Origin of the sequence: Pseudomonas sp. TH39(2020) (assembly GCF_016650715.1) — a bacterium.
In the GTDB taxonomy this organism is placed as follows: Bacteria; Pseudomonadota; Gammaproteobacteria; order Pseudomonadales; family Pseudomonadaceae; genus Aquipseudomonas; species Aquipseudomonas mandelii_C.
Map to the genome: position 1 here is coordinate 578,835 of NZ_JAEKFF010000003.1, position 26,312 is coordinate 605,146.

Consider the following 26,312-nt stretch of genomic DNA (forward strand, 5'->3'; position numbering starts at 1 on the left):
CTTTAGTCGGTAAATGACGGTTCGTTTCCTTGAACGAGGCGCTTTAATCCTGCACCATCCGCACCAGCTTATTCAAAGGACGGAATTAAAGGCATGCTGGACGCGAACGCAACCCATATTTCCCTGACGCTGGAAGGCGTTTCCGTTGACCTTCAGGTACTCAGCTTCGTCGGTCGCGAAACCCTCAACCAGCCGTTCTGCTTCGACATCGAACTGGTCAGCGCGCGCCCCGACCTGAAACTCGAAGAGTTGCTGCACAAGCCCGGCTGCCTGACCTTCGGCGCCACCGGCAAAGGCATCATCCACGGCCTTGTGTACCGCATCGAGCAAGGCGACTCCGGCAAAAGCCTGACCCGCTACAGCATCAGCCTGGCGCCGCAACTCGCCTACCTGCGGCACAACCATGACCAGCAGATTTTCCAGCATTTAAGTGTGCCGAAGATCATCGCTCAGGTCCTCGAAGCGCGCGGCATCCTGGCCGACGCCTACAGCTTCCAGCTCGGCGCGATCTACCCCGAGCGCGATTACTGCGTGCAGTACGACGAGTCCGACCTGCATTTCATCCAGCGCCTGTGCGAAGAAGAAGGCATTCACTTCCACTTCCAGCACAGTGCCAGCGGCCACAAACTGGTGTTCGGCGATGACCAGACCGTGTTCCGCAAACTCGCGCCCGTCGCCTATCAGCAAGACTCCGGCATGGCCGCCGAGAAAACGGTGATCAAGCGCTTCAACCTGCGCCTGGAAACCCGTACCACCCGCGTCAGCCGCCGCGATTACGACTTCGAGAAACCGCGCATCCTGCCCGAGGGCTCCGCCAAAAGCACGTACGCCCCGGACCTGGAAGACTACGACTACCCCGGCCGCTTCACCGACCGCGAACGCGGCAAGCAACTGGCAACCCGCGCCCTGGAACGCCACCGCAGCGACTACAAACTTGCTGAAGGCAAAAGCGACGAGCCCACCCTGGTCAGCGGCCACTTCATGGCCCTGAGCGAACACCCGCGCGCCGAGTGGAACGACCTCTGGCTGCTGCTGGAAGTGGTGCACGAAGGCAAACAGCCGCAAGTGCTCGGCGCAAACGTCACCAGCGACGTCACCCAGAACAAAGACGATTTCCACCAGGGCTACCGCAACCGCTTCCTCGCCACCCCGTGGGACGCACACTTCCGCCCTGCCCTCGAACACACGAAACCCAAAGTCCTGGGCAGCCAGACCGCCATCGTCACCGGCCCTGCGGGTGAAGAAATCCACTGCGACGAGTACGGACGCGTCAAAGTCCAGTTCCACTGGGACCGCGAAGGCCAAGCCGACGACAAAACCAGTTGCTGGCTGCGCGTCGCCACCGGCTGGGCCGGCAGCGCCTACGGCGGCATCGCCATCCCGCGCATCGGCATGGAAGTGCTGGTGTCGTTTATGGAAGGCGACCCCGACCAGCCGCTGATCACCGGCTGCCTGTACCACAAGGAAAACGTCGTCCCCTACGACCTGCCGGCGAACAAAACCCGCAGCACGTTCAAGACCCTGAGCTCGCCGGGCGGCAACGGTTACAACGAGTTTCGGATTGAAGACAAGAAAGGTGCGGAACAGATTTATCTGCACGCCCAGCGCGATTGGGATGAAAACATTGAGCATGACCAGAAGATTCGCGTCGGCAACGAGCGGCATGACACCGTTGAGGCGAATGTTTTAAGCGAATTCAAGGTTGAAGAACATCGCATCACCCACCTCGACCGCAAGACTGAAACCCGGGCGGATGATCACCTCACCGTTGGCGTGACTCAGCATGTGAAGGTGGGGACGGCGCAGTTTGTTGAGGCTGGGCAGGAGATTCACTACAACGCCGGGGAAAAGGTTGTGGTTGAGGGTGGTATGGAGCTAACGGCCAAGGCTGGCGGGAGCTTTGTGAAAGTGGATGCGGGGGGCGTGACGATCAGTGGCGCCAACGTCAAGGTCAACTCCGGCGGCGGGCCAGGTTCCGGCACCGGCATCGGTATCCTCGCCCCGTTGATTCCAGGCCTCGCCGCTGCCGACATCGCCGGTCGCCTGATGAAAGAAGCCAAGTCCAATCCGACCTGGCTGGAACTGAACCTGCACTACGACAACCTTGAGCCCGTGCCGGGCGCGTCCTACCGCGTTGACTTTGCGGACGGCTCGACCCGTGAAGGTGTGCTCGACGATGACGGCTTCGCCCGGTTGGAGGACGTTCCGAAAGGACCGGCCAAGGTGTATTACGGCGAGGATCCGAGGCCGTACAACCGTGAAAGCGTAGCGATTGTGCAGAACTCAGACGAAAAGGTTAACGCAGATTTACGCAAGCTCGGCCTGGACCCGGACCAGGTTGATTTACAAGCATTAGTGGAGAAAGCCGCAGGGAGGCTGTCATGAGTGACGAAGTAGTTGAGAGCGCAAACAAAGGTGACGAAGACCGCAGCGCCGCTTACCAAGAGGCCGCGGTAGAACTGGCAAAAGGCATCGCGCTCGGCGCAGTGCCGTTTCTTGGCCAGGCCATCGACGCCTACGACACCATCGAATCCTCAATCGTCCTCTACAACGCAGAGTCGACGGACGGAAAGGAAGACGCGCAATTTGACCTGCTGATGGCCGTCATCGGCTGGGTTCCAGGACCGGGCGACGGGCTGAAGAAGAGCCTGCGCATCGTCAACAAAGACCCGCAACGCTACGCCCCGGTCCTGTTCGACCTGCTTCGCTTCGTACTGCAAGAGTGCGGGATCAAAACCAGCCCCGAAGAACTGCTCAAGCAAATATTCGATGCAGGAAAGCTGCGCGGTGAACTCGACGAAATCATCACCGGCGTAAAAGGCTCGTCGACTTTCCAGAGCCTTCCAAACTGGGCAAAAACATCCGTCGTCACCGTCCTCGCCGCCTCCCGCGACAACATGCCCGCCATGGTGGGGATTGTTGAGAAGCGGTTGGTTAAATGGAAAGGGATGCAACGCAATAGTTCGGCGGCCTCCTCCGGGTCGAGCCACCCGAAAAGAGTGGAAAAGCCTGCAAGCAAAGATTCGACTGTTGCGGCAAAGGGAACCGATGGTGCGAGCGGCACCCATTCCAACCAGGTTGAGGCCTCCAAAGTAGGCCTTCAGGCCCCGTCCGGCATTTTGAATGAAGGGTTGGGGGTTAGTGGGGAGCACATTGCCGATTACATTTGTGCGGAGGAGTTTGGTTGGGGCAAGGATTGGGATGGGCATGATAAGGGGGCGGATGGGAAGTGGCTTGAGGGGGTGCCGAGTGCGAATAAAATGGGGAAATTATCAAGGGGGAAGCCCCAAGGCTCATCATGTTCTGTACAAGTTGACAGATGGTGCTAATGGAACCGGCATTGATGCTGTCTGGCGCGCCAATCCTGCTACAAACAACGGGAAAAAATTTGCGATTGTCGAGGCTAAAGCAAGCCGTGACGAGGACGGTCCAAAGTTCCTTCGCAAGCCCAATAACACCCGTAAACCTGGTGTTACTTCAAAATTGGGAGTTTCGGGGGTTACCGATCCTAATGACCTGCTGGAACCACTAGAGCCCGAACAGAACGCCTCTACTGGAAAGAAAAAAGCTAAATCTGCAAAGTATAAAAACCCATCAGTTCCGAGCGACAAAAAAAACAAAACCTCTGCTAAAAGTGCAAGACCTATACTTGTACAAATGAGCAAAGAGTGGATCAGGAAAAATATTCCCGATGCTGTATCTGAACGTTTGACTGATCAGGTTTTGGGCTCTTATAGCCGGCATTTATTTTATGCCCCCTTATACCATCCTGAACAAAGCCCAAGAGAGCACGCTGTAGCTCGATTGAACAATGGCGATGAAAAGACCCATACAAGCCATTCTGCTTTCCATTATGCCGAGAGTGAAATTAAGTCCTTTGTGAACAAGCGAAAAAAATCTCTTGCTTCAAGACACGGGGCATTACCTTCACTTACCATTGAGTAATATTCATCATGAACAAAAGACAAAAATTTCTTAGCGAGACCAGATACAAAAATTTCCTGGCTTATAGCGAGGAAACGAAAGAGTTCTGGAAAGTCAACAAATTTGAGTCAGATTCTCCTGAACAGGAGGCGTCGCTAAGGGCAAGCCACTTTAAGGATCTGGCACTTAAAAAGTTATTTATATCTTATACAGCCGGTGCGGAAATCGCTTCACTAGTACCACTACTTGAAGATCTAATATCAAAATACGAAGAGAGCCAAAGCAAACTTTCAGTCTCTGAAGCACTTGAAAACATTTCACCACTTGCCATCGATGACTGGCCCGATGAATTTGAAGAGTGCGTGCAAGTTTTTAGCTTGTGCATATTACTTCATAGAAAGGACCTACTAGCAAGATTTGTCAAACTGTTAGATAACGCGAACTACAGAGGTGAAGATGCTCTTTATGAAGATTTGCTCCGCAAACACCTGCCTGATCGTGAAAACATAGATGAATGGTTCCATGATGTATACACCCCTTTGCTTGAAGCTATATATGCCGACGACAAAGAGGAAGCATCACAGTTATTAGCTAATTATTGCAAGCAATGGTATGCCGCATTCAAGCAAGCCCCTTGGCACGATTCACACTTGCAAGGCGACGAAGGAAGTTATGTAGGATACTGGGCGTTCGAGGCGGGCGCTATCGCTTTCCTTTATGGGATTGATGACAGAAAAATCAATCATATGGTTTATCCAAAGGACTTGGTTGAATACGCGAGAAATTACCAACCGACCAATGGGTCCCAGGTTGCTCGTGTAGATGCAGGACAACCGTGTAGCAAAACTGGCTATTGGTTTACGCCGGCAAAAGCAGAGTCTCGTCGTCACTTTAATCAAGGCGATATAATGCCAGGGTTCAGTGACTCCCATTGGGGCGATACTATTTGGTATTGGTCGGGAGAATAATGATAACGGCGACAGATTGACTTGACTTCAGCCAATCAATAGTCAGATGGGCGGACAACCGCCCATTGAATCATGGTGAAAGTCGCTACTCTACAGAACAACCTCCCTCCTTTGCTGATATCTATGAAAAAACGACAAAAATTCTCTAATGAAAAACACTACGAAAATTTCCTTAGAGAACATGATGACGTCATAGAGTTCTTCAAAACCAATAAATTCAAATCTGACTCTGCCGAAGAAAAAGCGTCTCTTCGGTCTGCATTTTTCCAGACTTTGGCGCTTGACAGACTTCTTGCCATTTATACCGCAGGAGAGAACATAGAGTCTCTTATTCCGCTCCTTGAAGGCTTGATTGAAAAGTACGATATCCGCCAGAAAACCTTGGAGGTGCATGAGAACTCACTAAAGATGTCGCCATTGGCATTGGATGACTGGCCAGATCAATACGAAGAAGCCGTTCACGGCCTGTGCATCCTATTGCACCGTACTGACCTGCTACCGCGCTTCGTCAAGCTCATAGATGAAGCCGGCTATGCCGGTGACGATACTCTTTATGAAGACTTACTGAAGAAAGTCCTTCCTCATCGGCACGATGTTGACCGGTGGTATCACGACGTATATACGCCGCTCATCCAATCTGTCTACATCGATAGTAAAGAAGAGGCTTCAAAGCTACTCAAAAAATATTGCCAGCAATGGTATCCAGCTTTCAAACAAGCTCCTTGGTACGACACTCATCTTCAAGGAGAGGACGGAAACTACGTTGGTTATTGGGCTATCGAGGCAGGAGCAATTGCTTACTTGTACGGCATAGACGACAGTAAAGTCGATCATATGGTGTATTCGAAAGATTTGGTCGAATACGCCAGAAATAACGTTCCCGCTATTGATCGAAGCATAGACAAATGATCAAAAGACAAAAATATCTTACCGTGAAGAGACACGAAAACTTTATAATCAATTATAAAAAATCGTTTATATTCTGGGAGGACAAACTATTCCAAGCCGATTCTCCCGAGCAAGAGAAGTCTATAAGGGCTAGGCATTTTCAAACGCTCCATTTGAAGAACATCCTGATTCGCTATACCGCGGGGGAGGAAGTTCACAATCTGGCGATACTTCTGGAGACTTTAGTAGAGAGCTATGAAAACCTGCAAAAAAAGCTGGCGCAATTTGAACAGATTGAAAACATAACTCCCCTGATAATTGATGACTGGGTCGACGAATACCAGGAATGTTTGCAGGTGATCAGTCTGTGTATCCTTCTGCATCGGCGTGACCTGCTAAAACGATTCGTTTTCCTGATAGATAATGCAGGCTATGCGGGCACGGATACGCTATATGAAGATCTGCTCATAAAGGTTCTTCCCGAACGTGAAGATGTAGATCAGTGGTATCACGATGTTTACACCCTGCTGATTCAAGCCATTTACACCGAAGATAAAAACAATGCGTCCGAATTATTGGAAAAACACTGTACGAATTGGTATTCGCACTTTGATCAAGCCCCTTGGCATGATTCGCACAAGGATGGCGACGAAGGCAGTTACGTTGGATACTGGGCGCTGGAGGCGGGAGCCATTGCATTTCTGTACGATATTGACGACAGCAACATTGACCACATGGTCTACCCAAAAGATCTAGTCAAATACGCTAGAGGCATAAAACGTTGATTAAAAGACAAGAGTTTTACAGTGAAATCCACTATAAAATCTTCCTGACAGAACACGACGAAACCATAGAGTTTTTTAAAGCACGCACATTAAAATCCGACTCTACCGAAGAGGAAGCGGCGCTTCGCTCAAGATTTTTTCAACGCTTGGCGCTCCATAAACTTCTGGCGGCATACACCGTCGGAGAAGAGATCAGCGCCCTCCTCCCTCTGCTTGAAGACCTAATTGATAAATATCAGATCAGACAAGCCAAACTAGCAGAATACGAACAATGCCCTGATATCTCCCCACTCGCGATAGATGCCTACCCGTATCAGTATGAAGAATGCATTCAAGTCATAGGATTTTGTATCCTGCTACATCGCACAGATCTTCTTGGCCGATTTGTACAGCTGATAGATAATGCCGGCTATGCGGGTAATGACACGGTGTATGAAGATTTACTTTGCAAAGTACTACCTGATCGACATGATGTAGATCAATGGTATCACGACGTCTATTCGCCGTTAGTGCAGGCCATCTATGCAAAGACGAAAGAAGATGCCACCAACTTTCTTGAGCAGTATTGCAGCGAATGGTACGACGCATTTACACAGGCGCCGTGGCATGGCACCCATTTACAGGGAGAAGGTGGCAGCTATGTTGGATATTGGGGGATAGAAGCCGGGGCAATCGCGTTCTTATACGACATCGACGACAGCAAGATCGACCATATGGTGTATCCGAAAGCTTTGGTTGAATACGCCAGGAACCACAAAACACCCTACCGCGAAGGATCGCCATGAACAAACGCCAGTGTTTCATCTTCGACTCCTACTATCAAAAGTCCATCCATCTGTACGACACAACCGAGTCGCGCTGGACTGGCAGGACGATGCAGGCAGATTCTCCAGGCCAGGAGAAGGCATTACGGACGGGTTATTTCAAGGATGCGGCGTTCAGCGCCTTGCTGATCAGTTATACGGCAGGCGAATCGATTGAGCGCCTCATTCCCCGGCTAGAAAAGCTGATAAATAGCTACGAAATTTACCAACAAGCACTGGCTGCCGAGGAAAGCGAACCTGACATTTCACCCCTGACCATCGACGATTCGCCTGGCCATTATGAAGAGTGTGTTCAAGTCATCAGTCTTTGCATTTTGTTGCATCGCACCGACCTGCTGATTCGCTTCGTCGCCTTGATAGATCGCGCAGGATACGCCGACGAAGACACTCTCTACGAAGACCTTCTGCGAAAGCATTTACCTGATCGTACTGATCTGGATGAGTGGTTCCACGACCTCTACACACCGCTGATCAGGGCGATGTACGCCACCGAGCCTGAAGAATCCAGCAACCTGTTAAAGCAATATTGCGAAGCGTGGTATCCCGCTTTCGCCACGCTACAAACCAACTGGCATGACAGTCATTTGGACATACAAGGCGACGATGGCAACTACATCGGCTACTGGGCCTTGGAAGCAGGCGCGATCGCCTTTTTATACGACATCGACGATAGCAAAATCGATCACATGGTTTACCCCAAAGACCTGGTTGAATATGCCCGAAACCAAAAAGCCTCGAATTTATCGCCCTCGGGCATTTAGCTTTAAAACCTGCCCCACAGGAGGCAGGCTTGTTCCAGCAGCGTCAGACCGGCGCCTTCCACCCCATCATCTGCTGCTGCGCAACCAGCAGCAAATCGGACCCATCCTGCGTCAGAAGATAAAGCGCATGCGTAATGTGCGGAATATCTTGAACATCACCGTACTTGAAGCATTGGCAATGGAGCGTTTCAAGCAACTGGCTGGCGGCTCGGACACGCTGTAAAGCGGCTTCGAGTATGTCTTGGGGATTGGCCTCGGTGTCGATGACCATTGGGCTTGTCTCGGTAACGCTGCTTTTGATTGAGCGATAGCGATCTGGGAATGGATTTAGCGTTGGCATAGTAATTACTCGAGCATTAATTAGTAATCGCCAGCACCGTGACCAAACGATGGAGGCGGCTGTGTACAGGCTTGGTCAACCGCTAACACTCAAAACGGCTCGCCCGAAAGCGTCCTGCACACAGCCACCATTGCAACGCACTACGAGACGTAGAAGTCCGCAGCGCGAATGATGGCACATATATGTGCAGTGTTAATCAGGTGACCAAACCTGCTCGCTGATTTTGCAGCGAGGTCAAACAGTAAACGCTGGTACCTTGCCGGCGAAAGACGACAAAGAGTCCGACCGTGTAGGAACGGGCCGAACCTCCCTCAGTTTTTTTACCTACATGAAACCTCTGTCAGAAACCTCCTCGCGACAGGCGGCATTCAATCGGGTTAACCATCGCTTAACCCCGCGGTCCAAAACTTTACTGGACCGCACGCCCTCAGAGTTCTCTGACGCCCAGTGCGGCAGGTTCGACGCCATTACGTCGAGCTGACTTCCCTCCCGCACCGGAGATCGTTCATGAACATGCGCACCTTGCTGATTACCACCGCCCTCGCCTGCACCGCGTTTGCCGGTCTGGCCCAGGCCAATGACACTTCGAGCTCCCAGGCGGTGCCGTACCACTACGGTATGCCGCTGCACGTGGGCAAGGTCATTACCTTGACCGAACCGTCGACGCTGGACTGCAAAGTGGTCACAGCCGATATGAAGTACATCGATAGCGCCTCGGGCAAGCCTGCGGAAATCTCCTACCGTAAACTTTCTGACGCTTGCAGTTATCAAAACTGACGGAAAGGTCTGATTCAATACTTTGCGGTATTCCGGTGAGGGGTTCTGGCGCTATGCTCAGCGCCTCCCCCCACTGCCGCAAGGATTCGCCATGCAGTTATCGTTTCGTGCCTTGTCGACTTTTACCGCCGCGCTGTGTTTTCTGCTGGCCTTGGTCTGGGGTTTGATGCCCGACTGGTTGCTGTCAATCTGGGGTCTCGAATACTCGTTGGCGGTGGGCGTTGTCGCGCGGCGTAGTGCAATGCTGTTCGCGGCATTGGGCGTGATGTTTTATCTGGTTCGAAACGAGTCGCCTTCGACCACCCGCCATGCACTGAGCAACGGCTTCATGGTCGGCTGCTGGGGGTTGGCAGCATTGGGCTTCGGCGAATGGCTCAATGGCCATGCCGGTCCGGGCATATTGCTTGCGGTGGTAGTTGAGCTGGCGCTGGGTCTGGCGTTTTTCCAGACCAAGCGCGTGTCGGTGGAGCTCGAAACCGTAGGTTAAAGCGCTTTCCGGTCTGGATGCAGAGTCTGGGCAATGGTTTGGTGCTGCATGTCAGAGCGCAGCCCAGCGATCAAGTCGTTGATTTCACGGCAACCATTTAAGTGCTTGGCATTTATTCCGGTCACCATAAGATCGAGATGATCGGTTTCCCGATCGGAATACACCTTAACGGTCATCGACAGGTCCGGCGACAGCGTGCATTGACAACGTTTCGGCAAAAAACTGCTTTCAATGATGTTGCGAAGTTCCAAGGCAGAAAGAAACATGGCGACCCTCTCCTTAATGTGAGACTGCCAATCAACTATCGATACTGACGCAATGAAATCCCCGGTCAGCTTAAGACCAGCTACAGCATAAAACATGCCTAGGATTTCGCCCTGCAGCTCATCGGTAAATCAACGATTTAGCGAAACTGCGCGTAAATAGCCCATGCAATATGCAAGAAAGGCGATGTAGTGCCCCTGCAATTTGCATACATCCAGCGGCAAGTTTGCATTGGCCGACGCCGCCAGTAAGAATGCGGCCAATTAGCTCAGTATCCGCTGACCGCACACACACGCAAGGAGGCATCATGGGTTCTTTGACCTATATCACTACCGTCGGGCTGATTGTTGCCGGGCTATCGACCATCGCTCACGCCGCGAAACTAGAAGAAGTTGCGCCGTTCCCCAAAGCTGAGAGCGGTTTCACCCGCCAGGTCATTCACCTTGCCCCACAGACGCAGGAAGACGGCTACCAGGTCGAAATCCTCGCCGGCAAAACCCTGACCGTTGACTGCAATCGCCAACGCCTGGGCGGCATTCTCGAGGAGAAAAACCTCGAAGGCTGGGGCTACCCGTTCTACCGACTGGAAAAAGTCATCGGCCCAATGAGTACGCTGATGGCCTGCCCGGACGGCAAAAGCAAAAAGGACTTTGTGCCGGTGGTCGGTGACGGTTTCATGCTGCGCTACAACAGCAAACTGCCGATCGTGCTCTACGTGCCCAAAGACGTCGAAGTCCGCTACCGGATCTGGTCGGCGTCGAGCAAGGTCGAGAAAGCCGTTCAGGAATAATCGTTCTATCCCGTTACAGGAGCGCCATTTTGATTACCTGCCACGTCAAATATGTGATCGATCCGTATCAACTCAGCGAATTCGAAGCCTACGCCAAAGCCTGGCTCGGCATCGTCGAGCGTTTGGGCGGTACGCACCACGGGTACTTCCTGCCTTCCGAGGGCGCGAGCAATATCGCCTACTGCCTGTTCAGTTTTCCTTCGCTGGCGGACTACGAAAGCTACCGGCATATCGCGATGACTGACGCCGAAAGCACCGCGCTCGTAGCTTCGCTGGTCGAAAAGAAATTTATCGTCAGTTACGAGCGGACCTTCCTGCGCCCGCTGCTGGCCTGACACCGCTCACGCCGGGGCGCCGCTCAACGCGGCGCGCTCGGCCACATGGCGCAAACTGTCGAAATTGATATTGGCGCCTGAGTCGATCGCTACCAGTGTCTGACCACGGGCACCGGTCTGCGCCACGTACTTCTTGATTCCGGCCACGGCCAAGGCACCGGAAGGTTCGGTGATTGAGCGGGTATCGTCGTAGATATTCTTGATGGCGGCGCAGAGTTCGTCATTGCTGACCGTCAACACCTCATCGACACAAAACCGGCAGACTTCGAAACCATAAGCGCCGATCTGGGCGACGGCAACGCCGTCGGCGAAAGTACCTACGGTTGGCAGGACAACTCGCTCGCCGGCCTCTAATGCCGCATGTAAACAGGCGGAATGCTCCGACTCGACGCCGATGATGCGGACGTCAGGTCGCAAGTATTTGACGTACGCCGCGATGCCGGCGATCAGGCCGCCGCCACCCACCGGGACGAAGATCGCGTCCAGTGAACCTTGATGCTGACGCAGAATTTCCATGGCGACAGTGCCCTGCCCCGCGATCACGTCCGGGTCGTCAAAGGGCGAGACAAAGGTGCGACCGGTTTGCCGTGCCAGGTTCAGCGCATAGTCCAGGGCAAACGGAAAACTCTCACCGTGCAGCACGGCGTCGGCGCCCCGACTGCGTACACCGAGCACCTTCAGTTCCGGCGTCGTACGCGGCATGACGATGGTCGCTGCAATTCCCAGTTCACGCGCTGCCAGCGCTACGCCCTGCGCATGATTGCCCGCCGAAGCGGTGATCACACCGCGTGCCTTTTGTTCACCGCTCAACTGCACCAGTTTGTTGTAGGCACCGCGGATCTTGAAGGAAAAGGTCGGCTGCAGGTCTTCTCGCTTGAGCAGGATCTGATTGCCGAGCGCCTCGGACAACGCTGGCGCCGATTGCAACGGCGTACGCACCGCGAGCTCATACACGGGCGCGGCGAGGATCTTTTTCACGTAGTGCTCAAGCAAGGTCTGCTGGGCGGGGATGCTCATGGTTGTCTCCTGACGTTGATCGGAGCCCAAGAGACAGAAAGTAAAAACCCGCCTCTAGGGCGGGTTGGGTGCTGCAGTCGTGAGCTAGCCCGCCAAATAAGGAATGGCGGTAATAATGCTTGGCTGGCAGCGCAATACAGTGGAAGTCATGCCCGGAAAATAGCCGGGCGCTGATGGCAAGTCAATGGCCAATTTTCCTCGGTCTCTGTAGGCTGACGACTCTGCTCATTGTCCCAAGGAAGGAAACCATGAAGTCTGTCGCCCTGCCCCTCATTGCCCTGATCGCGTTCGCCGGCTACACCGTTTCGGTGATGCTTCAGGCCGAACAGTCATTGATCGACTTCGGCATCAGCCTGATGTCGCGCCCCGACACCGCGCAAGTGGTGATTGATCTTTATCTGTTGGCGACGCTGGCGGGCATCTGGATGTACAAGGATGCGCGCAAGCGTGGGCGGTCACGGTTGGCGGTGATTCCTTATCTGCTGATGACGGCGTTTTTTGTATCCATCGGGCCATTGTTGTATTTGGTCGCGCGGGGATTTCAACGCCGCAGGAAATCTGATGCTGCGACTCAACAGGTTTGATTCAGGAGTTGTTGTGCCGTTGAGATCGCCATCGCGAGCAGGCTCGCTCCCACCTTAGATCTTCTGTGAACACATAATTTGTGAATGCCAGAGATTAAAGGTGGGAGCGAGCCTGCTCGCGATGGCAATCTCACAGCCACCGAAGTTATTTCGCCAAGCGCCTGAGCCCGAGCACCATCACTCCCGCCCCCAGCATCATCGCGGTCAGAAACAACGGATACGAAACCCACCACGGGGTGCCGGCCGTCATCATGCTGAACTCGGACATGCCGCCGATACTTGCAATCAGGTTCAGCGGCAGAAACACAACATTGATCAACGTCAGTTTGCGCAGCAGGTTGTTCATGCTGTTGTTCATCAGGTTGCCCCGGGCGTCGATCAGCCCGGAGAACACCGTGGAGTAGATTTCCGCCTGTTTGTAGCACTGATTGTTTTCGATGATCAGGTCGTCGATCAGGCCGATGGCCTGGGCGCTGAAGTGTTCCTTTTCCGCGTGGTTGCGCAGCCGGGTCAGGACCGCGCCGTTGCTGTGGATGGCGTTGATGTAATAGATCAGGCTCTCGCTGAGGTTGAACATCTGGATCAGGTGCTGGTTTTCCATCGAAGCATTGAATTTTTGCTGCAACTCACGGGCAACCAGTTTGATCACCTTCAAATGGCCCAAGTAGTGATGGATGTTGTTGAACAACAAATCCAGCAACACATCCAGCGGTGTGTTCAGCCGCTGCCGGGTGCCGAGCCCTTGCAGCGGCGAGTCATCGGTGGCGATCACCAGCAAACGATGCTCGGAAAACAGCAAACCGCAGGACGACACTTCAAAAGCCAGGCTGCCGGCACCGGAATAGTTTTCCGGGCGTTTCCAGATCAGGAACAGGTTGTCGGGGTGAAACTCGATGCGTGACACCTCGTCGGGGTCCAGGGCCGAGGCCAGGGCGTGTTCATCGAGCTTGAAATGGCTGTGCAGCAGGTCCCGCTCGGCGGCGTCGGGGTTGCTGAAGAGCATCACTTCGGCGTCCAGCCGTTCGACTTTGTGCAGGGCGCCGTGAATCAGTTGAAAGCTCTTAATCATCGGCCATTCACCAGGCCTGGCCGCGACGCTTGAGTTCCAGGCGACGGACGAACTCTTCCAGCACCAGTGAATACAGATCGTCCTGCAAGTAAGCGTCTTCGATGCCGGCGTCCATGTTGGGGTTGTCGTTGACCTCGATCACCACCACTTTGTCGCCGGACTGCTTGAGGTCGACACCATAGAGGCCATCGCCGATCAGGTTCGCGGTCTTCACCGCCAATTCCACCACCGCCCGCGGTGCTTCGTGAACTGCCAGGGTGCGGCATTCGCCATTGATGTCCTGACCCTTGGCCTTGTGGTTGTAGATCTGCCAATGGCCCTTGGACATGAAGTACTGGCAGGCAAAGATGGGTTTGCGGTTGAGCACGCCGATGCGCCAGTCGTATTCGGTGTAGAAAAACTCCTGAGCGAGCAACAGCACCGAGTGTTCGAACAGTTCGGCGGTGGCTTCGAGCAAGGCTTGCTGGCTTTCGACCTTGATCACACCCCGGGAGAAACAGCCATCGGGGATCTTCAACACCAACGGGAAACCGAGGCGCTCGCCAACCCGCTCGAAGTCTTCCGGTCGTTCTTTGTAGAGAATTTCGGTGGCGGGCATACCCAGTTGGTGGCTCTTGAGCAGATCGGTCAGGTACACCTTGTTGGTGCAACGCAGAATCGACGCCGGATCGTCCATCACCACCAACCCTTCGCTCTCGGCTTTCTTGGCGAAGCGGTAGGTGTGGTTGTCGACGCTTGTGGTCTCGCGGATCAGCAACCCGTCGTATTCGGCGATACGTGCGTAGTCTTTGCGCTCGATCAGTTCTACGTCGATGCCCAACGTCTTGCCAACCCTGACGAAGTTGTCCAGCGCTTTGGCATTGGACGGCGGCAACGCTTCCTGGGGATCGTGCAGGATGGCCAGGTCATAACGGGCCAAACGCCGGGAACGCGGCACGCGCCAGATCTTGCGACTGAAACTGTCCAGGGAGTTGGCGAACTGATCTTCCTGATCTTCGCGCAACTTATGTAAGGCGCCGGACTTTATCCCTTCAATGTGCCAGCCGTTAGTTCGACGAAATTCAACTAGTAATATCGGACACGGGAATACTTCAAACAATTGTCGCGCCAAATCCTGCAAGGGCTCGATATTGGTCTTGCCGAAATACAGGGTTAGCGTAAAGCCCTCGGTATCGCTGTACAGATGATTGCTGAGGGCCTTTTCCAGGGGTTTATCCAGATCATCCAGGGCCAGGCCGTACAGCGATTTACGCGTCAGTTCGCTGATGGTCCGCACCGATGGAATGACCTTGTGCCCCCGGGCTTCGGCCAGCAGCGAGCAGTAATACCCGTGCCCCAGGTACTTGTAGCTGCGGCACAGGTTGATCACCTGGACCCGCTTGCCCTGCTCGTTGTCGCGGGTTTGTTCCAGGTATTCCTGGGCCGTCACGATGTCTTCACTGGGGAAGTAGGACGCCCAGTCTTCCTTGCGTTCGACGATGATAATCAACTGGCTTGAAGTTCTAACCGCATCATTTAAAAAAGTTGCTGCCGGCAAAGTTTGCTCGGATACTTCGCGCCAATGACCTTGTACCGCTGACATAGTGATTGATCCGTTGGAGAACAAGACCTTTCCTATTAAGCACGAACTTTTTCGAAAGTCCCGTTTCGTTACGCAACTTTTACGGTGGTCATATGCATCCTGTCTTTCGCCTGGCGGTCGTTGAAGACTTACCGGCGCTGCTGAAACTTGAAGAGCAATGCTTCACCACGGATCGACTCAACAGTCGCAGTTTTCAGTGGATGATCACTCGCGCCCATGGACAACTGTTGGTAGCCGAAGTCGGCGACGTGCTGCTCGGTTACGCGGTCGTGTTGTTCCATCGAGGTACGTCCCTGGCGCGGCTGTATTCGATTGCCATCGCCGCCGAGGCCCGTGGCAATGGTTTGGGCAAACAGTTGCTGGAACGCGTCGAGGCCTGCGCCCTTGAGCACGACTGCGCCTACCTGCGGTTGGAGGTGCGCATCGACAACCCGGCAGCGATTGCTTTGTATGAGCGCAACGGTTACCGGCGTTTTGCGCTGATTCATGACTATTACCAGGACCATGCCGACGCGCTACGCCTGGAGAAGCGCATCCTCCAGCACCGCGACTCGCGCAATATCCAGGTGCCGTGGTACCGACAGACCACTGACTTCACCTGCGGCCCGGCCTGCTTGTTGATGGCCATGGGCGCGTTGCAACAGGGTCGGTTACTGGAGCGGCGTGAAGAACTGCAAATCTGGCGCGAGGCGACCACAGTGTTCATGACTTCGGGCCACGGCGGTTGCAGCCCTCAAGGCCTGGCGCTGGCGGCATGGCGGCGGGGTTTTGGAGTGCGTCTACAACTGAGCATGGCCGGGCCACTGTTTCTCGATGGCGTACGCGATGCGCATAAAAAAGATGTAATGCGGTTAGTGCACGAAGAGTTCACCACGCAGCTACAAGAGACTGATGTGGAGCGAGTGATCGGCGGACCACTGAACCTTCCACGGTTACTGGATGATGGCGGACAACCGCTTGTGCTCATCAGCAGCTATCGACTGACCCGTTCCAAATCGCCGCATTGGGTGATCGTCACCGACTGCGATGAAGAGTTCGTCTACCTGCATGACCCGGATGTCGATCACAGCCAGCATCGCCAACCCATGGACTGCCAGCATTTGCCGGTCAGCCATGGGGAGTTCGACAAGATGAGCAGCTTCGGACGAGGCAAGTTGCGGGCGGCAGTGGTCCTGTACGCCCGATCATGAGTGTCACAATCCCTGTAGCAGCTGGCGAAGCCTGCGTTCGGCTGCGCAGCAGTCGTAAAACCATCCACCACGGTGGTTCAGTTAGACCGAGGTGACCGGGTTGGCGACTGCTGCGCAGCCGAACGCAGGCTTCGCCAGCTGCTATGGGGCGCGCCGAGGTGACTCAGGCAAACACTTCACACATCTGCAACGCCGAGCAATCCACGTGGAACGGCCCGAAAAAACTGCCCTGGCGTTTGATCGGCGGATTGCCGGCCAACAGCCCCAGGGCTTTTGCGGTTTCAATGTTACGAGCAAGGTTGTGATTGGCTTCGATAGTCCGTGCCACCGACCCCGCCGAGCCCTGTCCGATTCCCAGCAAGGAAGATCCATTGGTCATGAATGCCAGGAAGGCGATGACCCAAAGTCTGTGCCCTTTCATTCCCCGGCGACTCCTGCGAGTCCAGCCTGATCGACCATCGCGCTTTGCGAACGGTGTTCAAACTGGATGCCGGGATGAGCGACTTGAATCGGCGCTTCAAGAGGTTGGCGCGATTGAGGCGAGAGGCTGACAACCAGCACCAGGACCCCATAAAGGGCGATAGCCAGGTAGGCGCCGTGTTTGGCAGAAGTGATGATTGCGCTGGCCATGATGTTCTCCGCAGGCATGTTTCGATGCCCACAGAATCGATCAAAAAACCGGTGATAACCACTCAGGGTTATCCATAGTAACCATCAGCTTCGTTAATCATTAAACCAAACTATCTCAGTCTTCAATAAAACTCATCAAGCGCTCGCGGGCCGCATCCGGCTCGTCTGAAACGGGCTGGGCAGCCGAGAGAATGGGGGTGGAATAGAGAAACAGAAGAACCACGGCCAGACGCATTGCCATGCTGTCGATCCTTATCATGGGAAGGAGTCAAAAAATCAGCGTCAAATTTAAACTTATGGCCATGTGATATCAAGGAATACATTGATAGCAATATGATGCTGTCGTAAACGCGTTATGCAGGAGCGACATCACTCAGGTCTCTCGAAGCGTTTCAGCTCGATCGGCGCAAGTGACTTCGCTCCTGCATAAAGGGTGCAGGGTTCAAATTTCAGGCTTGGGTCTTGTGATCCAGAGCCGCGTAAAAGTTGGCGCTCTGTTGCAGGTATTTCTGGGTGTAGCTTTGGGCGTGGGATTTTTTGTCGCTGATTTCAACGTTGGCGCTGGCTGGCAACGCAACGGTGGCAGAGATAGCGGAAGCGGCGATTACGGAGAAGAGATTGAAGTTCATGACGGTATTCCTCGGATTCAGTTGGCTTGCTTGCCCGGTGGGGCCGTGAAGCAAACTTAACCTTCGAGGTTGGCGCCTTGAAATCTTTTGTAGCATTAGCAGATATCAGCGTCATTAATAGAAGGGTGCAGGCCCAATCAACCGGGGCCTGCGGCCTATTGACGCACCATGAACTTAAGGTCGCTCGGGGCATCCATCGGCAGTTTTTGCACGGTTTTACCCAGCAGACCTGTCTTTGAATCGCGCTCGACGACGACAATCTGGTTGCTTTTCTGATTGGCGATCAGCAAGAACTTGCCACTCGGATCGAGGCTGAACTCGCGCGGATGATCACCTTCAACGGAACGGCGTTGCAGTTCCTTGAGGTGCCCGGTCGCAGGATCAATGGCGAACACCAGCAGCTGATTGGCGGTGCCACGGTTGCTGACGTAGAGGAACTTACCATCGGTCGACGCGTGAAGCGCAGCGGCTGCCTTGTCCGAAACGGGTTGCCCCGCCGCCAACTCGACCATTTGCGTTTGCTTGAGTTGGCCATCCTTGTAATCGAACACCGCAACCTGCGCACTCATTTCCATGGTCAGCCACGCGTGCTTGCCATCGGCGCTGAACAGTAGATGACGCGGCCCGCTGCCGGGTGGCAACTGGACAGACGCCGGTGTAGCAGCGGTCAAAGGCAGTTCCGGGTTAGCCTTGGGGTCGAAGCGGTAAGCAAAGATCTTGTCGGCGCCCAGGTCGTTGGAGAACACATACTGGCCGTCCGGCGAGGAAACCGTGGAATGCACGTGTGCCGACATCTGCCGCTCGGGATTGACCCGGCTTGATGGATGGCTGCTCATCTGTACCACGGGTTTGAGCTTGCCGTCGGCGTCCACCGGCAATACCGCCAGCGTGCCGCCCGGATCTTCAGCCACCGAATAGTTGCTGACAAACAGGTGACTGGCTTCAACGTTGAGGCCCGAATGCGTCGGCTCGTTGCCCAGGCTTTGCACCTGATTGATCAGGCTCAGCGCATGGGTTTTGGGATCGATCGCATAACTGCTGACGCGCCCTACCGGATCGGTCTGTCCCGGGCCGTTTTCGTTGACCACGAACAGGTGACGTTGATCCTTGGACAGGGTCAGCCAGGATGGGTTTTCGCTCTTGACCACTTGCAGCGGCTTGGCATCGATCTGCCCGGTAGCGCTGTCGAAGTTCAGGCGATAAATCCCCTGGCTCTGACCGGCCGTGTAGGAACCAACCAGCAACTGATAGTCGTCAGCCGACGCAACCTGAAAACCCATCGCGCCGACGCTGCCGGCCATCAACAATGGCCAAAGCTTATGCATCCTCATTCGCTTCTTCCTCGTCGTCATCACCGCGGAACGCGGTCATGCACACCAACCTGTGCTCACCGGAACTGCCGGTGATCAGCCAGCTTTGCAGGTCTGGATCGAAGGTCGCGGCCTCGACTTCGGCCGGGGTGAATTCCCAGTGCTTGGACACACGACCGTCCAGGCATTCGATGTGCAGGTTATCGTCTTCATCAAGAGAGAATTCGAAGGCGTGCAGCCCGTCGATTTCCACCATATCGCAGTGTTCGAGGGTGGCGAGCAAGGTGTCGGTTGCGGCGGTCATGGCAGTCAATCTTTGAATGGGAAAGACGCAATGATAGCTCAATGCAGGAGCAACTCCGTGTCGGTCACTAAACTCACACACAACCCCGAACAAATGTGGGAGCGAGCCTGCTCGCGAAAGCGGTGTATCAGCCAAGGTTGATATCGACTGACACTCCGCCTTCGTGAGCAGGCTCGCTCCCACAGGGGATTGTGCTCGGCGGTTACAGCGCGTCGCGGGACGGCTGCCCGTCCACCAACCGCTGAATACGCAGCGGATTGCCATTCTTCAAAGCATCCGGCAGCAGGCTGTCGGGGTAGTTCTGGAAACACACCGGGCGCAGAAAACGGTCGATGGCCAAAGTGCCCACCGACGTGCCGCGCACATCGGAAGTTGCCGGATACGGACCGCCGTGGACCATCGAATCGCAGACTTCCACGCCGGTCGGATAGCCGTTGAGCAGGATCCGTCCGACCTTCTGTTCCAGCAACGGCGTCAGCTCAGCGAACTGTTCGAAGTCCGCCGGCTCGCCAATGATCGTCGCCGTCAGTTGCCCGTGCAGGCCGTTCAACGCGGCGCTTAGTTGCGCCTGATCGGCGACTTCGACAAACACCGTGGTCGGGCCGAACACTTCCTCCTGCAGCACGTCATCGCCCTTGATCAACAGGCTGGCATCGGCCTTGAACAGTTGCGGCTGAGCCTGATTGCCCTGCTGTGCCTGGCCGGCCATGTGCTCGATGCCCGGATGAGCGAGGAGTTTTTGCAGGCCTTTGCCATAGCTGCTCAAGGTTCCGGCATTAAGCATCGTTTGCGCCGGCTGATCGCCGATCAGGCCTGCCACCTGTTGCATGAAGGTGGTGAACTGCGGCGAACGAATACCGATCACCACACCGGGATTGGTGCAGAACTGACCGCAGCCCTGCACCACCGAAGCGGTCAGGTCGCGGGCGACCGATTCGGCGCGCGCTTGCAGCGCCTGCGGCAACACGATCACCGGGTTGATGCTCGACATCTCGGCGAACACCGGAATGGGCTGCGCACGTGCTGCAGCCATGTCACACAACGCACGGCCGCCCTTGAGCGAGCCGGTAAAGCCAACCGCCCGAATTGCCGGATGCTTGACCAGCGCTTCGCCAACCCCACCGCCGTAGATCATGTTGAACACGCCGGCCGGCATGCCGGTTTTCTCAGCGGCGCGAATGATCGCATCGGCCACCTGTTCGGCTGTGGCCATGTGACCGCTGTGGGCCTTGAACACCACCGGGCAACCGGCGGCCAACGCCGACGCGGTGTCGCCGCCAGCCGTAGAGAACGCCAGCGGAAAGTTACTGGCGCCAAACACGGCGACCGGCCCGAGGCCGATGCGGTACTGACGCAAGTCCGGACGCGGCAACGGTTGGCGCTCAGGCAGCGCCTGATCGATCCGTGCACCGTAGAAATCACCGCGACGCAGCACCTTGGCGAACAGACGCATCTGGCCGCTGGTGCGACCGCGTTCGCCTTGAATGCGTGCAGCGGGCAGCGCGGTTTCGCGGCAGACCAGCGCCACAAAGTCATCGCCCAGCGCGTCCAGTTCATCGGCGATCGCATCGAGAAATTGCGCCCGACGTTCGGCGCTCAGGCTGCGGTAGACCGGATAGGCGCAAGCCGCCGCCAATGCTGCACGGTCGACCTCTTCAAAAGTAGCCTGGTGAAAACTGTAAGGCAGGTTATCGCCAGTGCTGGCATCAACGCTTTTGAAGATGATAGTGCCGGCCGCACTGCGCTGACCGCCGATGTAGTTGTGACCAAGAATCTGGGGCATGCGTGTCTCCTTAAAGGGTGCCGACGGTGCCCGGCTCGAACGCCGCTTCAACCGGCGCGATGCCGTTGATCAACGGTGCGCCGAACTCGGCCTGGCTGATCTCGAACACGTCACCCGGCTGGGTGCGGATACCATCGGCAAAAGACAGGGTCGCGGTGCCGAAAAAGTGAATGTGCACATCGCCCGGACGCAGGAACTGGCTGTACTTGAAATGGTGGTACTCGAGGTTCGCCAGACTGTGGCACATGTTCGCTTCGCCACTGAGAAACTCGTTCTGCCACAGCACCTTACCGTCACGCAGAATGCGACTGGTGCCGGCCAGGTGCTGCGGCAGTTCACCGACCCGCAGCTCCGGACCATAACTGCAGCTGCGCAATTTCGAATGGGCCAGGTACAGGTAATTTTTGCGCTCCATCACGTGGTCGGAAAACTCGTTGCCCACCGCGAAACCGAGGCGATACGGTTTACCGTCCTGACCGATGACATAGAGACCGCTTATCTCGGGCTCTTCACCGGCATCTTCGGCGAATGGCGGCAGCGGGAAGGGTTGGCCCGGTCGAACGACGATGCTGCCGTCGCCCTTGTAGAACCACTCAGGTTGCGCGCCAGCCTTTCCCGCTGCCGGTTGCCCGCCCTCCACGCCCCACTTGAAAATACGCATTGAGTCGGTCATCGCGGCTTCGTCGCCGGCCTGCTGATGCATCTTGTCCCGGGCCGAGGCGCTGCCCAGATGGGTCAGGCCGGTACCGCTGACCAACATGTGCGCCGGGTCCGGGTGATCCAGCGGCGGCAGAATTCGCAGCTTCTCCAGCAACTCGGCATAGTCGTGGCTGATGCCCAGACCCAGGGTTTGCACCTGCTGCTCAAGGTTGACGCCCGCCTCGATCGCCGCCAGTGCCAGGTCACGCACGGTGCGCGCGTCCTCGACTTCGCGCACCAGACCGTCCTCGACCACGCCGACGCGGCGCTCACCATTACTCAATTCGAACTGAACCAAACGCATGAATTTTCTCCCGTGTACAAAATTCGAAAACAAACGCAGATCCCTGTGGGAGCGGATCAGAAAATGGGGATCAGGTGCGGGTCGCGCCACGCGCACTGGCAGCGAATTGGTCAGCCGGCAACACATGTTTGCGCTCCAACAGGCGATGGACCACGCCCGTCAGCACCAGGCCGAACAGCATCACGCCGGAGAGGAAGTACAGCCCCGACGCCAGGCTGCCGGTGTATTCCTTCAGCGCGCCGATCACGAACGGGCCAATGTAGCCACCGAGGTTGCCCACCGAGTTGATCAACGCGATCCCGGCCGCCGCGCTGGCACCGGCAAAGAAACGGCCCGGCAAGGTCCAGAACACCGCGGTGCAGGAAAACAGCGCGAAGGCCACCAGGCACAGTGCCGTCAGTTGCAGCACCGGCACCGTCAGCCAGGCACTGAGGAACAGGCCGATGGCACCCAGCACGTAAAGCACCGCCAAGTGGCCATAGCGATCATTCAAACGGTCGGAACTGCGCGGAATGATCAGCAAACCGATGATCCCGAAGATGTACGGCACCGACGAAACGAAACCGGTCACCAGATCCGTGCCGCCAAACTGTTTGATCAGCGTCGGCAGCCACAGGCCCAGGCCATAAATGCTCAGGGTCACCGGCAGGTAAAACAGCGCCAGCAGCAACACGCGTTTGTCTTTGAGCGCGTGCAACGGGTTGCCGTGGCGGGTTTGGCCGTACGCCTCCAAGTCCTTTTTCAGCTCACCGGTCAGCCAGTCTTTCTCGGCCTGGTCCATCCATTTCACTTGTTGTGGACCATCAGGCAGCCAACGCAGCACCGGCCAGGTCAACAGGATCGCCGGGGTGCCGATGACAATGAACAGCCACTGCCAACCGTGCAGACCAAGGGTGCCGTCCATGCCGAGCAAGCCGCCGGACACCGGACCTGTGATCATCATCGCGATGGGTTGGGAGAGGATGAACAACCCGAGGATCTTGCCGCGATGGCGAATCGGAAACCATTGGGTGATGTAGTACAGAACGCCCGGGAAGAACCCGGCTTCTGCCGCACCGAGCAGAAAGCGCATCACATAGAAACTGTGCGGCCCTTGGACGAAGGCCATACCGATGGTGATGGCGCCCCAGGTGATCATGATCCGCGCAAACCAGCGTCGCGCGCCAAAGCGATCGAGCATCAGGTTGCTGGGGATTTCCAGCAGGAAGTAGCCAATGAAAAACAGCCCGGCACCCAGACCGTAGGCCGCGTCACCGATGCCGATATCGGCGCCCATGTGCAGCTTGGCGAAGCCCACGGCGGAGCGATCCACATAGGCGATCAGGTACAGCAGGATTAGGAAGGGAATCAGTTTCAGCGTGATGCGACGAATAAGCCGCAATTCCTGGCTCATGAGATCGGTCTCCGATTGTTTTTATAGAACCTCGGGGGACGCCTCTCGCACGAAACCGCTAGGGCCATCCTCCCGTCGAAAACGACTATATAGTAATACTAATTGATCAACAATACTTCCAAACAGGCGAATTTTCGTTTATGTTACGCCTCATTATGAACTATATAGTCATACAATAAGAGGCCTATCATGTCTGATAAAAAACCCACCCTGCGCTCCGCCCAATGGTTTGGCACCGCCGACAAGAACGGCTTCATGTACCGCAGCTGGATGAAGAATCAGGGTATCGCCGACCACCAGTTCCACGGCAAACCGATCATCGGCATTTGCAACACCTGGTCGGAATTGACCCCGTGCAACGCGCATTTCCGCCAGATTGCCGAGCACGTCAAACGTGGGGTGATCGAGGCTGGGGGCTTTCCCGTGGAATTCCCGGTGTTCTCCAACGGCGAGTCGAACCTGCGTCCGACCGCCATGCTCACCCGCAATCTGGCGAGCATGGACGTCGAAGAAGCGATTCGCGGCAACCCGATTGACGGCGTGGTGCTGCTGACCGGCTGCGACAAAACCACCCCGGCGTTGTTGATGGGCGCGGCCAGTTGCGACGTGCCGGCGATCGTCGTCACCGGCGGGCCGATGCTCAACGGCAAACACAAGGGCCAGGACATCGGCTCGGGCACCGTGGTCTGGCAGCTCAGTGAGCAGGTGAAAGCCGGCACGATCACCATCGACGATTTCCTTGCGGCCGAAGGTGGCATGTCCCGCTCGGCCGGTACGTGCAACACCATGGGCACCGCGTCGACCATGGCCTGCATGGCTGAAGCACTGGGCACTTCCCTGCCCCACAACGCGGCGATTCCAGCGGTCGATGCGCGTCGTTATGTGCTGGCGCACATGTCCGGCATGCGCGCGGTGGAGATGGTTCGCGAAGATTTGAAGCTGTCGAAAATCCTCACCAAAGAAGCCTTCGAAAACGCCATTCGCGTGAACGCTGCCATCGGTGGTTCGACCAACGCCGTGATCCATTTGAAAGCCATTGCCGGGCGCATCGGTGTCGAGCTCGACCTGGATGACTGGACCCGCATCGGTCGCGGCATGCCGACCATCGTCGACCTGCAACCGTCCGGGCGCTTCCTGATGGAAGAGTTCTACTACGCCGGCGGCCTGCCAGCGGTGCTGCGCCGTCTGGGTGAAGCCAACCTGATTCCACATCCGAATGCTTTGACCGTCAATGGCAAGACCCTGGGCGAGAACACCAAAGACGCACCGATCTATGGCCAGGACGAAGTGATCCGTACCCTCGACAACCCGATCCGCGCCGACGGCGGCATCTGTGTGTTGCGCGGCAACCTCGCACCACTGGGTGCGGTGCTCAAGCCTTCAGCCGCCAGCGCCGAACTGATGCAACATCGCGGGCGTGCGGTGGTGTTCGAGAACTTCGACATGTATAAGGCGCGGATCAACGACCCGGAGCTGGAGGTGGATGCCAACTCCATTCTGGTGATGAAGAACTGCGGTCCGAAGGGTTATCCGGGCATGGCCGAAGTTGGCAACATGGGCTTGCCGGCCAAGTTGCTGGCCCAGGGCGTGACGGACATGGTGCGTATTTCCGATGCGCGCATGAGCGGCACGGCGTACGGCACTGTCGTTCTGCACGTGGCCCCGGAAGCGGCCGCTGGCGGACCTTTGGCGACGGTGAAGGAAGGCGACTGGATCGAACTCGACTGCGCCAACGGTCGTCTGCACCTGGACATTCCGGACGCTGAACTGGCGGCGCGCATGGCTGATCTGCAGCCACCGCAGCAATTGATCGTGGGTGGCTATCGTCAGCTGTACATTGATCATGTGCTGCAGGCGGATCAGGGTTGCGATTTCGACTTCCTGGTCGGCTGCCGCGGTTCTGAAGTACCGCGTCACTCCCACTAACACCCCCGCCCGTTGTGGGAGCGAGCCTGCTCGCGAAGGCGGTTTATCATTCGACATCTTCGTTGTCTGACACCCCGCCTTCGCGAGCAGGCTCGCTCCCACTTTTATTTGCACCTGCCTCAAGATCGTGCCGCGCCTGTTATCATGCACGGCACCCCATCACCCAGGATCGCGCCGTTCCCCATGGATTACCGCAAACCTTCCGACCGCAAAAGCATGCACTCGCGCATCGTCCAGGAACTGGGCATGCAGATCGTTTCCGGACGCTTCAAGCCGTGTGACAAGCTGCCCGCCGAAGCCTTGTTATGCGAAGAGTACGCGGTCAGCCGGCCAGTCCTGCGCGAAGCCACCCGGGTTTTGGTCGCCAAGGGCCTGGTGTATTCCCGTCCGCGAGTGGGCACGGTGGTCAAGCAGCGCAAGGAATGGCACATGCTCGATCCCGATGTGCTGCATTGGCTGATGCAAAGCAGCCCGCAAAATGAATTCTTCGATTTGCTGACCAGCGTGCGCAGCATCATTGAACCCGCTGCAGCCGCCCTCGCCGCGCAGTTCGCCACGGACGCTGACATCGCCTCCATCGGTGAAGCCTACCAACGCATGGAAGCGGCGCCGACGCCAGAAGCGCTGCTGCAACCGGACCTGGATTTCCATAGCCGGATTGCCGATGCGACCCATAACGACTTGCTGGCCAACCTGTGCAACATGCTATCGGTGGCAATTGCCGAAGCCTTGAAGCATTCCAACCAGCG

General features: G+C 56.1%; 27 protein-coding genes and 2 pseudogenes. 15 read left to right on the top strand and 14 right to left on the bottom strand.

All coding sequences use genetic code 11. The features are described 5' to 3' along the window. Positions 1-93: 93 nt before the first annotated feature. The 7 genes and pseudogenes from JFU47_RS04905 (at position 94) to JFU47_RS04935 (ending at position 8,150) form a co-directional block, all read left to right on the top strand. Positions 94-2,385 carry a type VI secretion system Vgr family protein gene (locus tag JFU47_RS04905; protein ID WP_201181474.1) on the top strand — a complete coding sequence of 764 codons (2,292 nt, stop codon included), beginning with the start codon at positions 94-96 and terminating at the stop codon, positions 2,383-2,385. Further along, positions 2,382-3,945 (top strand): annotated as a pseudogene (locus tag JFU47_RS33485) (hypothetical protein). Before JFU47_RS04905 ends, JFU47_RS33485 begins: the two are co-directional and overlap by 4 nt. Before the next feature lie 8 nt (positions 3,946-3,953). Continuing rightward, positions 3,954-4,892, top strand: a complete 939-nt coding sequence (locus JFU47_RS04915; RefSeq protein WP_140892934.1) for a PoNe immunity protein domain-containing protein — start codon at positions 3,954-3,956, stop codon at positions 4,890-4,892. A gap of 123 nt (positions 4,893-5,015) precedes the next feature. Then, positions 5,016-5,801, top strand: coding sequence for a PoNe immunity protein domain-containing protein (locus tag JFU47_RS04920; RefSeq protein WP_201181476.1), 786 nt, complete (start codon positions 5,016-5,018; stop codon positions 5,799-5,801). After that, positions 5,798-6,565: a PoNe immunity protein domain-containing protein gene (locus JFU47_RS04925; RefSeq protein ID WP_201181478.1), complete on the top strand. Its 768-nt coding sequence runs from the start codon at positions 5,798-5,800 to the stop codon at positions 6,563-6,565. The genes JFU47_RS04920 and JFU47_RS04925 overlap by 4 nt, the downstream gene beginning before the upstream one ends. Beyond that, complete coding sequence (locus tag JFU47_RS04930) at positions 6,562-7,350, top strand: PoNe immunity protein domain-containing protein (protein ID WP_201181480.1); 789 nt, start codon at positions 6,562-6,564, stop codon at positions 7,348-7,350. Before JFU47_RS04925 ends, JFU47_RS04930 begins: the two co-directional genes overlap by 4 nt. After that, the gene (locus JFU47_RS04935) at positions 7,347-8,150 is read left to right on the top strand and encodes a PoNe immunity protein domain-containing protein (protein WP_140892941.1); all 804 of its coding nucleotides are present in this window, start codon (positions 7,347-7,349) and stop codon (positions 8,148-8,150) included. The genes JFU47_RS04930 and JFU47_RS04935 overlap by 4 nt, the downstream gene beginning before the upstream one ends. Positions 8,151-8,193: 43 nt before the next feature. Here JFU47_RS04935 and JFU47_RS04940 read toward each other — a convergent pair whose 3' ends face one another. Then, a complete protein-coding gene (locus tag JFU47_RS04940) occupies positions 8,194-8,490 on the bottom strand; it encodes a hypothetical protein (protein WP_140678707.1) in 297 nt (98 codons plus the stop codon). 507 nt (positions 8,491-8,997) lie between these two features. Between JFU47_RS04940 and JFU47_RS04945 the strand changes: the two genes are divergently transcribed. Both JFU47_RS04945 and JFU47_RS04950 read left to right on the top strand, forming a co-directional pair. After that, positions 8,998-9,267 carry a DUF2790 domain-containing protein gene (locus JFU47_RS04945; protein ID WP_008149978.1) on the top strand — a complete coding sequence of 90 codons (270 nt, stop codon included), beginning with the start codon at positions 8,998-9,000 and terminating at the stop codon, positions 9,265-9,267. A gap of 91 nt (positions 9,268-9,358) precedes the next feature. Further along, positions 9,359-9,754 (top strand): hypothetical protein, encoded by a 396-nt coding sequence (locus JFU47_RS04950; RefSeq protein WP_201181482.1) that lies wholly within the window; start codon positions 9,359-9,361, stop codon positions 9,752-9,754. Here JFU47_RS04950 and JFU47_RS04955 read toward each other — a convergent pair. Continuing rightward, positions 9,751-10,020 carry a DUF1652 domain-containing protein gene (locus JFU47_RS04955; protein ID WP_123365031.1) on the bottom strand — a complete coding sequence of 90 codons (270 nt, stop codon included), beginning with the start codon at positions 10,018-10,020 and terminating at the stop codon, positions 9,751-9,753. The two genes, JFU47_RS04950 and JFU47_RS04955, sit on opposite strands and share 4 nt — an antisense overlap. A 305-nt stretch (positions 10,021-10,325) precedes the next feature. Between JFU47_RS04955 and eco the strand changes: the two genes are divergently transcribed. Together eco and JFU47_RS04965 are read left to right on the top strand one after the other, a co-directional pair. Next, the gene (gene eco / locus JFU47_RS04960) at positions 10,326-10,808 is read left to right on the top strand and encodes a serine protease inhibitor ecotin (protein WP_201181490.1); all 483 of its coding nucleotides are present in this window, start codon (positions 10,326-10,328) and stop codon (positions 10,806-10,808) included. A gap of 29 nt (positions 10,809-10,837) precedes the next feature. Continuing rightward, positions 10,838-11,143, top strand: coding sequence for an NIPSNAP family protein (locus JFU47_RS04965; protein ID WP_033055038.1), 306 nt, complete (start codon positions 10,838-10,840; stop codon positions 11,141-11,143). A 24-nt stretch (positions 11,144-11,167) separates the two neighbouring features. On the opposite strand, the pseudogene ilvA reads toward JFU47_RS04965, so the two are convergent. Further along, a pseudogene (ilvA, locus tag JFU47_RS04970) lies at positions 11,168-12,160 on the bottom strand (threonine ammonia-lyase, biosynthetic); the annotation flags it as partial. Between the two features lie 248 nt (positions 12,161-12,408). Between ilvA and JFU47_RS04975 the strand changes: the two are divergent. After that, positions 12,409-12,744: a DUF2834 domain-containing protein gene (locus tag JFU47_RS04975; RefSeq protein ID WP_201181494.1), complete on the top strand. Its 336-nt coding sequence runs from the start codon at positions 12,409-12,411 to the stop codon at positions 12,742-12,744. 145 nt (positions 12,745-12,889) lie between these two features. On the opposite strand, the gene JFU47_RS04980 is transcribed toward JFU47_RS04975, so the two are convergent. Both JFU47_RS04980 and JFU47_RS04985 read right to left on the bottom strand, forming a co-directional pair. Further along, on the bottom strand, positions 12,890-13,813 hold the full coding sequence (locus tag JFU47_RS04980) for a magnesium transporter CorA family protein (RefSeq protein WP_201181496.1): 924 nt from the start codon (positions 13,811-13,813) through the stop codon (positions 12,890-12,892). Positions 13,814-13,820: 7 nt separating this feature from the next. Continuing rightward, entirely contained in the window at positions 13,821-15,395 is a 1,575-nt protein-coding gene (locus tag JFU47_RS04985) for a RimK family protein (protein WP_242485062.1), read from the bottom strand. Positions 15,396-15,487: 92 nt separating this feature from the next. Between JFU47_RS04985 and JFU47_RS04990 the strand changes: the two genes are divergently transcribed. Beyond that, complete coding sequence (locus JFU47_RS04990) at positions 15,488-16,585, top strand: GNAT family N-acetyltransferase/peptidase C39 family protein (RefSeq protein ID WP_201181497.1); 1,098 nt, start codon at positions 15,488-15,490, stop codon at positions 16,583-16,585. A 163-nt stretch (positions 16,586-16,748) separates the two neighbouring features. Here the strand turns inward: JFU47_RS04990 and JFU47_RS04995 are convergent, their stop codons facing one another. From JFU47_RS04995 to JFU47_RS05030, 9 genes are all read right to left on the bottom strand, one after another. After that, positions 16,749-17,006 (bottom strand): hypothetical protein, encoded by a 258-nt coding sequence (locus tag JFU47_RS04995; protein WP_201181498.1) that lies wholly within the window; start codon positions 17,004-17,006, stop codon positions 16,749-16,751. Beyond that, the gene (locus JFU47_RS05000; protein ID WP_201181499.1) at positions 17,003-17,215 is read right to left on the bottom strand and encodes a hypothetical protein; all 213 of its coding nucleotides are present in this window, start codon (positions 17,213-17,215) and stop codon (positions 17,003-17,005) included. The genes JFU47_RS04995 and JFU47_RS05000 overlap by 4 nt, the downstream gene beginning before the upstream one ends. 115 nt (positions 17,216-17,330) lie before the next feature. Further along, positions 17,331-17,456 (bottom strand): hypothetical protein, encoded by a 126-nt coding sequence (locus tag JFU47_RS33275; protein ID WP_261985184.1) that lies wholly within the window; start codon positions 17,454-17,456, stop codon positions 17,331-17,333. A gap of 208 nt (positions 17,457-17,664) precedes the next feature. Further along, positions 17,665-17,844, bottom strand: coding sequence for a hypothetical protein (locus JFU47_RS05005; RefSeq protein WP_008030101.1), 180 nt, complete (start codon positions 17,842-17,844; stop codon positions 17,665-17,667). A 155-nt stretch (positions 17,845-17,999) separates the two neighbouring features. Beyond that, positions 18,000-19,169 carry a lactonase family protein gene (locus JFU47_RS05010; RefSeq protein ID WP_140894525.1) on the bottom strand — a complete coding sequence of 390 codons (1,170 nt, stop codon included), beginning with the start codon at positions 19,167-19,169 and terminating at the stop codon, positions 18,000-18,002. Beyond that, entirely contained in the window at positions 19,162-19,458 is a 297-nt protein-coding gene (locus JFU47_RS05015; RefSeq protein WP_008157045.1) for a DUF5629 family protein, read from the bottom strand. The genes JFU47_RS05010 and JFU47_RS05015 overlap by 8 nt, the downstream gene beginning before the upstream one ends. A gap of 202 nt (positions 19,459-19,660) precedes the next feature. Continuing rightward, a complete protein-coding gene (locus JFU47_RS05020; RefSeq protein ID WP_201181500.1) occupies positions 19,661-21,241 on the bottom strand; it encodes an aldehyde dehydrogenase (NADP(+)) in 1,581 nt (526 codons plus the stop codon). A gap of 10 nt (positions 21,242-21,251) precedes the next feature. Beyond that, positions 21,252-22,244 carry an AraD1 family protein gene (gene araD1, locus JFU47_RS05025; protein WP_201181501.1) on the bottom strand — a complete coding sequence of 331 codons (993 nt, stop codon included), beginning with the start codon at positions 22,242-22,244 and terminating at the stop codon, positions 21,252-21,254. Positions 22,245-22,314: 70 nt separating this feature from the next. Beyond that, the gene (locus JFU47_RS05030) at positions 22,315-23,637 is read right to left on the bottom strand and encodes an MFS transporter (protein ID WP_201181502.1); all 1,323 of its coding nucleotides are present in this window, start codon (positions 23,635-23,637) and stop codon (positions 22,315-22,317) included. Between the two features lie 189 nt (positions 23,638-23,826). Between JFU47_RS05030 and JFU47_RS05035 the strand changes: the two genes are divergently transcribed. Together JFU47_RS05035 and JFU47_RS05040 are read left to right on the top strand one after the other, a co-directional pair. Beyond that, positions 23,827-25,563, top strand: a complete 1,737-nt coding sequence (locus tag JFU47_RS05035) for an IlvD/Edd family dehydratase (RefSeq protein ID WP_008157040.1) — start codon at positions 23,827-23,829, stop codon at positions 25,561-25,563. 183 nt (positions 25,564-25,746) lie between these two features. Beyond that, positions 25,747-26,312: FadR/GntR family transcriptional regulator (locus JFU47_RS05040; protein WP_201181503.1), on the top strand; the 566-nt coding region annotated here is incomplete at its 3' end.